This window comes from Streptococcus pluranimalium, from assembly GCF_047785705.1.
In the GTDB taxonomy this organism is placed as follows: domain Bacteria; phylum Bacillota; class Bacilli; order Lactobacillales; family Streptococcaceae; genus Streptococcus; species Streptococcus pluranimalium_A.
On the sequence record NZ_JBLOJV010000011.1, the window covers coordinates 50,693 to 59,217 of the forward strand.

The following is an 8,525-nucleotide window of genomic DNA, read 5'->3' on the forward strand; positions in this document are numbered from 1 at the left end:
CTCAGTATTCATTATTTAATAAAGGAGTATCATATGTCTCAATTATCTGTAAACGCTATTCGATTCCTCGGTATTGATGCTATTGAAAAAGCGAAGTCGGGTCACCCGGGGATTGTCATGGGTGCTGCACCCATGGCTTATAGCCTCTTTACTCAGCACCTATGTGTGAATCCTTCTGAGCCCAATTGGATTAACCGCGACCGCTTTATTTTGTCAGCTGGTCATGGATCCATGTTACTTTATGCTTTATTACACTTATCGGGTTTTTCAGATGTTTCTATTGACGAATTGAAGAACTTTCGTCAATGGGGATCTAGGACACCCGGACATCCAGAATATGGTCATACACTAGGTGTGGATGCGACAACAGGGCCTTTAGGACAAGGGATTTCAACAGCTGTTGGCTTCGCCCAAGCTGAGCGTTTTTTGGCAGCCAAGTATAACAAAGACGGTTATAATCTCTTTGATCATTACACCTATGTCATCTGTGGCGATGGTGATTTGATGGAGGGTGTGTCTTCGGAAGCAGCATCTTATGCAGGACTCCAAAAATTAGAAAAACTTATCGTTCTCTATGATTCCAATAACATCTGTTTGGATGGTGAGACGAAGGATGCTTTTACTGAAGATGTCCGTGCGCGCTACGAGACGTATGGCTGGCATACCATCTTGGTCGAAGATGGCACTGATGTATCAGCCATCAAAGTAGCAATTGCGGAGGCAAAAGTAGTTGGCAAACCGACTCTCATTGAGGTGAGGACAGTAATTGGCCATGGTTCGCCAGCAAAAGCAGGTTCTAATGCGTCACATGGTGCGCCACTTGGAGCAGATGAGACAAATGCCACACGTCGTAATCTTGGTTGGGATTATGCACCATTTGACGTGCCAGAAGAAGTCTATGCGGACTTCAGAGAAAATGTGGCAGAGCGTGGTCAAGTGGCTTACGAGGCTTGGAGCAAGCTAGTAGCTGATTATAAAGTAGCCTACCCAGAATTGGCAGATGAAATCACTGCTATCTCAGCAGGGCAAGACCCTATTGTAATCAAACCAGAAGACTTCCCAGCCCTTGAGAATGGCTTCTCACAAGCTACCCGTAACTCCTCGCAAGATGCGTTGAATATTATAGCAGGTATCTTACCAAACTTCCTCGGTGGATCTGCGGACTTGGCCCATTCAAACATGACTTACATCAAGTCAGATGGCCTTCAAGATGATGCGAACCGCCTTAACCGCAATATCCAGTTTGGTGTGCGTGAGTTTGCGATGGGAACTATTCTCAATGGCTTTGCAGCCCATGGAGGTCTTCGTGTTTATGGTGGTACCTTCTTTGTCTTCTCAGATTATCTGAAGGCTGCTATTCGTTTATCTGCTCTTCAAGGTTTACCAGTTACTTATGTCTTTACCCATGACTCAATTGCGGTTGGTGAAGATGGTCCTACCCATGAGCCAATTGAACATTTGGCAGGTCTTCGTGCTATGCCAAACCTCAATGTCTTCCGTCCAGCAGATGCACGAGAAACCCAAGCAGCATGGTACCTCTCTTTAACAAGTCGATCTACGCCATCAGCCCTCGTGCTCACTCGTCAAAACTTGACAGTGGAAGAGGGGACAGACTTTGACAAGGTTGCTAAAGGAGCCTATGTCGTTTATGAAGTGAAAGACTTTGACACCATTTTGTTGGCATCTGGTTCTGAGGTGAACTTAGCTGTACAGGCAGCTAAGGCATTAAAAGTACAGGGCGTAAAAGTTCGAGTGGTTTCTGTACCATCCACAGAACTCTTTGATGCACAAGACGCAACTTATAAGGAAGCAATCTTGCCGAATGCCATTCGTCGCCGTCTGGCAATTGAGATGGGAGCTACTCAAAGTTGGTATAAGTATGTCGGTTTGGATGGGGATGTGCTTGGTATAGATACCTTTGGGGCCTCAGCGCCAGCAGCAGAAGTAATTGCCAACTATGGATTTACTGTAGATAATGTAATTGCGAAAGTAAAAAAATTGTCAGACTCCAATAACGAGGTCTCAATAAAAAACAATCCAACTTCCATTGTATAGTCAATTGAAACAAGACCAGGACAAAATAACTCTTCGTCAACTGTAGTAGGTTATGTCCCTCAAACAGTAAAGAATCAGGTCGATAAGTATTTCAATGAAGGATTAGCTGCCGTTGTCAAAGAAAATCGTGGTGGAAGACGTCGCAGTTATCTCAGTCTGGAATAAGAACAGGCATTTTTCAAGAAAATCTTAGACAGTTCCATAGACTCTTGTGAGATGGTGATGACGACATTACTCTTTGAAGCTTATCAAGAGAAAATTGGTCAAGAAGTCCCACGTCAAACCTTCTATGCCCTTCTTAAGCGCCATGGTTGGCGTAAAGTGATGCCACGTCCAGAACATCCAAAGAAAGCAGACGCTCAAACGATTTTGGCGTTAAAAAATAAAATCGATATTCAGGACAGCAACAAAGCACTTCAAACACAGTCGTCGCTATTATAAAGCAAGACTGATGTATCAGGATGAAGCTGGCTTTGGGCGGATTAGTAAACTGGGGAAATGCTGGGACCAAAAGGAACTCGTCCTGTCGTACACAGCCACCATATCAGAGAATACCGTTATTGTTATGGTGCCGTTGATGCCCATACTGGTGAGTCATTCCTTCTTATCGCAGGCGCTTGTCATACGGCATGGATGAATAAGTTCTTGAAGCAGCTGGTTTTAGCCTACCCTGATGATGATATTGTCTTAGTGATGGACAGTGCCATCTGGCACAAATCTAGGGCATTAGAAATACCAACTAACATCGAGTTTGCCTTTATGCCACCGTATACCTCAGAGATGAATCCCATTGAGCAAGTCTGGACTGAAATTCGGAAACGCGGCTTTAAGAATAAGGCTTTTAAGACCTTAGAAGATGTTATTGATAAGTTGTAAGAAGTCATTCAAGACTTGCATTGGTCTGTATTGAAGGCGATTGTTCATAGGCAATGGAAGCCAAATGTCTATTTTTGATTAGTATAAGGCACGTTGTCTAAAATCTTGGCTATATGTCATAAGCCTATTGTAACATATTTTTAAAGTGGAACAACTATATTAGTTTCGTCATATTTTTGGAATTTATTGAATGTTTTAAGATGTAATCTCTACTCGGTTATTTTTCAGAATAGAACCAATTTTGAACAGTTCTATGTGTGCTCTTTGGTCTTTTTGTTGAGCACTATGTCTTATATAATAAGAGTGTAATAAAAATAAATAAGGAGTATACCTCATGGAAGCAATTCAAAGTATACTAAATTGGTTCTCGCAAAATATCTTGCAGAACCCAGCATTCTTCGTCGGCCTATTGGTGTTAGTAGGCTATCTATTATTAAAGAAACCAGCACATGAAGTGTTTGCAGGTTTCATTAAGGCAACGGTTGGATACCTTATCCTAAACGTTGGTGCAGGTGGCTTGGTTACCACTTTCCGTCCCGTCCTTGTTGCTCTGGCAACCAAGTTCAAGTTAGAGGCAGCTGTTATAGACCCTTACTTCGGTTTGGCTGCTGCTAACGAAAAGTTGACTGAAATCGGCTATATTGATGTAGCGACAACAGCCCTCATCATTGGTTTCGGGGTCAACATCCTGTTAGTTGCTCTACGGAAACTAACTAAGGTTAGAACACTGTTCATCACAGGACACATCATGGTCCAACAGGCTGCGACCATATCTGTCTTTGTTCTGATTTTGATTCCGAGCTTACAAGGCAAATTTGCAGCCTTGGCAGTGGGGCTCATCTGTGGTCTTTATTGGGCAATAAGTTCCAACTTGACTGTTGAGCCAACACAGCGCTTAACAGGTGGTGGAGGATTTGCTATCGGTCACCAACAACAGTTTGCTATCTGGTTTGTGGACAAGGTGGCGCCATTCTTTGGTAATAAAGAAGAGAACCTTGATAACTTGAAGTTGCCTAAGTTCTTAAATATCTTCCACGATACAGTGGTTGCTTCTGCAACATTGATGATTGTCTTCTTTGGTATCATCCTAACCATCTTAGGTCCAGAGATTATGAGTAACGCAGAATTGATTGGTGCAGGTGCTTATATTCCAGCTAAATCATTCTTCATCTATGTTCTTCAAACCTCTTTGACCTTCTCCGTTTATCTCTTCATCTTGATGCAGGGTGTTCGGATGTTCGTGGCAGAATTGACCAATGCCTTCCAAGGTATTTCATCAAAACTCTTGCCAGGTTCATTCCCCGCAGTAGACGTTGCAGCATCTTATGGCTTTGGTTCATCCAATGCAGTCCTTTCAGGTTTTGCTTTCGGTCTTATCGGTCAGTTGATTACCATCGCACTCTTGGTTATCTTTAAGAACCCTGTATTGATTATCACTGGTTTCGTCCCTGTCTTCTTTGACAATGCAGCGATTGCAGTTTATGCGGACAAACGTGGAGGCTGGAAAGCAGCAGTTATCCTCTCCTTTATCTCAGGTATCTTACAAGTAGCCCTTGGAGCTGTTGCCATCACCCTTCTTGGTTTGGTGGGTGGTTACCACGGTAATATTGACTTGGTTCTACCTTGGTTACCGTTTGGCTACCTCTTCAAGTTCATTGGTACTGCAGGTTATGTCTTGGTTTGCCTCTTCTTACTCCTCTTGCCTCAATTGCAATATGCGAAAGCAAAAGACAAGGAAGCTTACTATCGTGGTGAAGCGCAAGCAGAATAATTTAGAAAACAAAACACTTTACATAATACAATTTATAAACATTGGAGGAAATAATCATGGTTAAAGTTCTTACAGCATGTGGAAATGGCATGGGATCATCAATGGTGATCAAGATGAAAGTTGAAAATGCACTCCGTCAATTGGGGGTTACAGATATCCAATCTGCCTCATGTTCAGTTGCTGAGGCAAAAAGTCAAGCTGCAGGTTACGATATTGTTGTTGCGTCAAACCATCTTATCAAGGAATTAGAAGGACGTACCACTGGAAAATTGGTTGGTCTTGATAACTTGATGGATGATAATGAAATTAAGACAAAATTAGAAGCCGTCTTATAAGAACACTTTTAAGGGCTGGGAGAGCCTCCCAGTCCTTCCTTTTAACATAAAACAGGATATATATACAGAAGGAGAATCGGTCAATGAATTTGACTCGCTCATTTACAGAAAATAATTCAATCCGTCTAGGATTGACCGCAGAAACTTGGCAAGAAGCTGTTCACTTAGCTGTAGAACCACTCATTGACAGTGGGGCTGCAACCGAAGAATACTATGATGCCATTATCGCTTCAACGGAAGAGTATGGCCCATACTATATTCTAATGCCAGGGATGGCCATGCCGCATGCTCAAGCTGGTGTGGGGGTGTTGAAGGATTCCTTTGCTTTGATTACCTTGACAAAACCAGTCACCTTCTCAGATGGGAAAGAAGTTTCTGTCTTGCTAACTTTAGCTGCAACAGATCCTAAGATTCATACATCTGTTGCCATTCCACAAATCATCGCCCTATTTGAATTAGACAATTCTATTGAGCGTTTGGTAGCTTGCCAGAGTCCAGAAGAGGTTTTGGCAATGGTGGACGAATCTAAAAGTAGTTCTTATCTAGAAGGTTTTGACTTAGACGCATAAGAGGAGGAAAAATTATGACAAAATCTATTCCAAATTTACAAGTTGCCTTAGATCACTCTGACTTACAAGGTGCTATTCGAGCAGCCGTATCAGTAGGTCATGAAGTAGACGTTATTGAAGCGGGAACGGTTTGTTTACTTCAAGTTGGCAGTGAATTGATTGAGGTTTTACGCAGCCTCTTCCCTGATACAATCATCGTGGCAGATACCAAGTGTGCAGATGCAGGTAGTACAATAGCGAAGAACAATGCCGTTCGTGGAGCAGATTGGATGACCTGCATTTGCTCTGCGACTATTCCAACCATGAAAGCAGCTCTTAAAGCTATCCAAGAAGTCAGAGGAGACAGGGGAGAAATCCAAGTTGAGCTTTATGGGGATTGGACCTATGATCATGCGCAACAATGGTTAGATGCAGGCATTTCTCAAGCCATTTACCATCAGTCTCGTGACGCCCTTCTGGCAGGTGAAACATGGGGCGAGAAGGACTTAACTAAGGTTAAAAAATTGATTGAAATGGGCTTTCGTGTGTCAGTGACAGGAGGTTTAGATGTAGATACACTTAAATTGTTCGAAGGAGTAGATGTCTTTACTTTTATCGCGGGACGTGGAATTACTGAAGCACCAGATCCAGCGAGTGCAGCTCGTGCCTTCAGGGCGGAAATTGAACGCATTTGGGGGTAAAGCATGGCAAGACCTATTGGTATTTATGAAAAAGCGACGCCCAAGCACTTTACTTGGTTGGAACGCCTGCAATTTGCTAAGGAACTAGGTTTTGACTTTGTCGAAATGTCGGTGGATGAATCAGATGCCCGTTGGGCCCGCCTGGATTGGACCAAGGAAGAGCGTCTGGACATCGTCAAGGCCATCTATGAGACAGGTGTCCGCATTCCGACCATCTGCTTCTCAGGTCACCGTCGTTTCCCGCTGGGCTCTGCTAATCCAGAGTTGGAAGCAGAAGCCTTGTCAGCCATGAAGAAATGCATTGAGCTGGCTCAGGACCTGGGGGTTCGGGTCATTCAGCTGGCTGGCTATGATGTTTACTACGAGGAAAAATCGCCTGAAACGCGCGAGCGATTTATCAAAAACCTCAGAAAGTCCTGTGATTGGGCCGAGCAAGCCCAAGTCATGCTGGCCATCGAAATCATGGATGACCCCTTCATCAACTCCATCCAGAAATATCAGGCCATCGAGAAAGAAATCAACTCGCCTTACCTCTTTGTCTACCCTGATACGGGTAACGTGTCGGCTTGGCACAATGACATCTGGAGCGAGTTCTACCTCGGTCATCGGTCGATTGCAGCCCTGCACTTGAAAGACACTTATGCGGTGACGGAGACTTCAAAAGGCCAGTTCCGTGATGTGCCATTTGGGCAAGGTTGCGTGGATTGGGAGCAGATGTTCGATGTCCTCAAAAAAACCAACTACCAAGGGCCATTCTTGATTGAAATGTGGTCTGAAAATTGTGAAACGGTCGAAGAAACCAAGGCAGCTATCAAGGAAGCCCAAGATTTCCTCTACCCATTGATTGAGAAAGCAGGATTAAACTAATGCCAAAAGATTTACAAGAAATGCGCCAGCGGGTCTATGAGGCCAACTGCGCCTTACCAGAGCATGGCCTGGTTAAGTTCACTTGGGGCAATGTCTCCGAGGTTTGCCGTGAGCTTGGACGCATCGTCATCAAGCCTTCAGGTGTTGACTATGACAAGCTGACCCCTGAAAACATGGTGGTGACTGACCTTGACGGAAACGTGGTTGAGGGCGACCTCAACCCATCGTCTGACCTCATGACCCATGTGGCCCTTTACAAGGCTTGGCCAGAGGTTCAAGCCGTGGTTCACACCCACTCGACCGAAGCGGTGGGCTGGGCCCAGGCTGGTCGTGACATTCCATTTTATGGCACGACACACGCGGATTATTTCTACGGTCCGGTGCCATGCGCTCGCTCCTTGACAGCGAAGGAAGTTAATTCGGCCTACGAAAAAGAAACTGGAACGGTTATTGTGGAAGAATTTGCCCGTCGTGGCATCAACCCTGTAGCGGTACCAGGTATTGTCGTTCGCAACCACGGCCCATTCACCTGGGGCAAAGACCCAGCGCAAGCCGTTTACCACAGCGTGGTGCTGGAAGAAGTGGCTCGCATGAACCGCTACACGGAGCAAATCAACCTTCGTGTTGAACCAGCTCCTCAGTACATCATGGACAAGCACTACCTACGTAAACACGGTCCAAATGCTTACTATGGTCAAAAAGGTGATAGCCATTAAGTAAAAAACCGAAGTTCACAAGAGGTTCGGTTTTTGCATGACCTGCTGAGTAACTTTGCTACAGTGCTTTCTTTTTTAGGACGATGACGTTTGTCGCAGACAGGAGACTGGGACAAAAAGATTTTTAATTCCAAAAATCACATACCATCGACCCCTTTCGAAACAACAACGACAAAAAAATACGAATAAAAGAGGAATCGGATTTTCAGAAATTCTTATTTGTTCGTTTTTTTTCATTAAGGTTTAGACATTTGTCCCAGCCACGGAACGCTCTTAGAAACAAGAAAGGGGGCTGGTGGTAAGCCAAGACAAACTGAATCAGGCCTCCATATAAACTAAAGTGCTCTATTTCCCAGGACATATACTAAAATGAACTAAAAATAGTACATTTTGCTATATAATCCATCGAGAAAACATGGGTTCACATCAAAAAACACCTCAGAAAAGTACTGCCAAATTGCGATACTTTTCTTGAGGCACTTTTGTCCTACTCTTGTCTCAATTAACTATACGTATAAAAAAACGCCTATCTGCTCTAACATTGGAGAAAAGGCGTTTTTCAGAAAAATTTCATTAGATTGTTCAAGAAATGCGTAACCGCCCAATAACGAGGTATCTAGTCATCCTCCCACTCCTCAAGTATACTGTTATTAGAA

7 protein-coding genes and 2 pseudogenes are annotated in these 8,525 nt (G+C 44.0%); all 9 read left to right on the forward strand.

All coding sequences use genetic code 11. The features are described 5' to 3' along the window. Positions 1–33: 33 nt before the first annotated feature. The gene (gene tkt, locus ACMZ6Z_RS04530; protein ID WP_416131417.1) at positions 34–2,055 is read left to right on the forward strand and encodes a transketolase; all 2,022 of its coding nucleotides are present in this window, start codon (positions 34–36) and stop codon (positions 2,053–2,055) included. A 63-nt stretch (positions 2,056–2,118) separates the two neighbouring features. Further along, positions 2,119–2,928, forward strand: a pseudogene (locus ACMZ6Z_RS04535) (IS630 family transposase); the annotation flags it as partial. Between the two features lie 337 nt (positions 2,929–3,265). Beyond that, a complete protein-coding gene (locus ACMZ6Z_RS04540; protein WP_416131418.1) occupies positions 3,266–4,702 on the forward strand; it encodes a PTS sugar transporter subunit IIC in 1,437 nt (478 codons plus the stop codon). Between the two features lie 56 nt (positions 4,703–4,758). Next, complete coding sequence (locus ACMZ6Z_RS04545; protein ID WP_416131419.1) at positions 4,759–5,037, forward strand: PTS sugar transporter subunit IIB; 279 nt, start codon at positions 4,759–4,761, stop codon at positions 5,035–5,037. 83 nt (positions 5,038–5,120) lie between these two features. Continuing rightward, positions 5,121–5,606, forward strand: a complete 486-nt coding sequence (locus ACMZ6Z_RS04550; protein WP_416131420.1) for a PTS sugar transporter subunit IIA — start codon at positions 5,121–5,123, stop codon at positions 5,604–5,606. 14 nt (positions 5,607–5,620) lie between these two features. Further along, positions 5,621–6,286, forward strand: a complete 666-nt coding sequence (locus ACMZ6Z_RS04555; protein WP_416131421.1) for a 3-keto-L-gulonate-6-phosphate decarboxylase UlaD — start codon at positions 5,621–5,623, stop codon at positions 6,284–6,286. A gap of 3 nt (positions 6,287–6,289) precedes the next feature. Further along, the gene (locus tag ACMZ6Z_RS04560) at positions 6,290–7,153 is read left to right on the forward strand and encodes an L-ribulose-5-phosphate 3-epimerase (RefSeq protein ID WP_416131422.1); all 864 of its coding nucleotides are present in this window, start codon (positions 6,290–6,292) and stop codon (positions 7,151–7,153) included. Next, positions 7,153–7,869: an L-ribulose-5-phosphate 4-epimerase gene (locus ACMZ6Z_RS04565; RefSeq protein WP_416131423.1), complete on the forward strand. Its 717-nt coding sequence runs from the start codon at positions 7,153–7,155 to the stop codon at positions 7,867–7,869. Before ACMZ6Z_RS04560 ends, ACMZ6Z_RS04565 begins: the two co-directional genes overlap by 1 nt. Positions 7,870–8,273: 404 nt before the next feature. Continuing rightward, positions 8,274–8,375: pseudogene (locus ACMZ6Z_RS04570) on the forward strand (IS630 family transposase); the annotation flags it as partial. Positions 8,376–8,525: the final 150 nt, after the last annotated feature.

Excerpts from the sequence above, each read along its gene's own strand:
- tkt (WP_416131417.1), top strand. The coding sequence starts at position 34 with ATGTCTCAATTATCTGTAAACGCTATTCGATTCCTCGGTATTGATGCT.
- ACMZ6Z_RS04540 (WP_416131418.1), top strand. The coding sequence starts at position 3,266 with ATGGAAGCAATTCAAAGTATACTAAATTGGTTCTCGCAAAATATCTTG.
- ACMZ6Z_RS04545 (WP_416131419.1), top strand. The coding sequence starts at position 4,759 with ATGGTTAAAGTTCTTACAGCATGTGGAAATGGCATGGGATCATCAATG.
- ACMZ6Z_RS04550 (WP_416131420.1), top strand. The coding sequence starts at position 5,121 with ATGAATTTGACTCGCTCATTTACAGAAAATAATTCAATCCGTCTAGGA.
- ACMZ6Z_RS04555 (WP_416131421.1), top strand. The coding sequence starts at position 5,621 with ATGACAAAATCTATTCCAAATTTACAAGTTGCCTTAGATCACTCTGAC.
- ACMZ6Z_RS04560 (WP_416131422.1), top strand. The coding sequence starts at position 6,290 with ATGGCAAGACCTATTGGTATTTATGAAAAAGCGACGCCCAAGCACTTT.
- ACMZ6Z_RS04565 (WP_416131423.1), top strand. The coding sequence starts at position 7,153 with ATGCCAAAAGATTTACAAGAAATGCGCCAGCGGGTCTATGAGGCCAAC.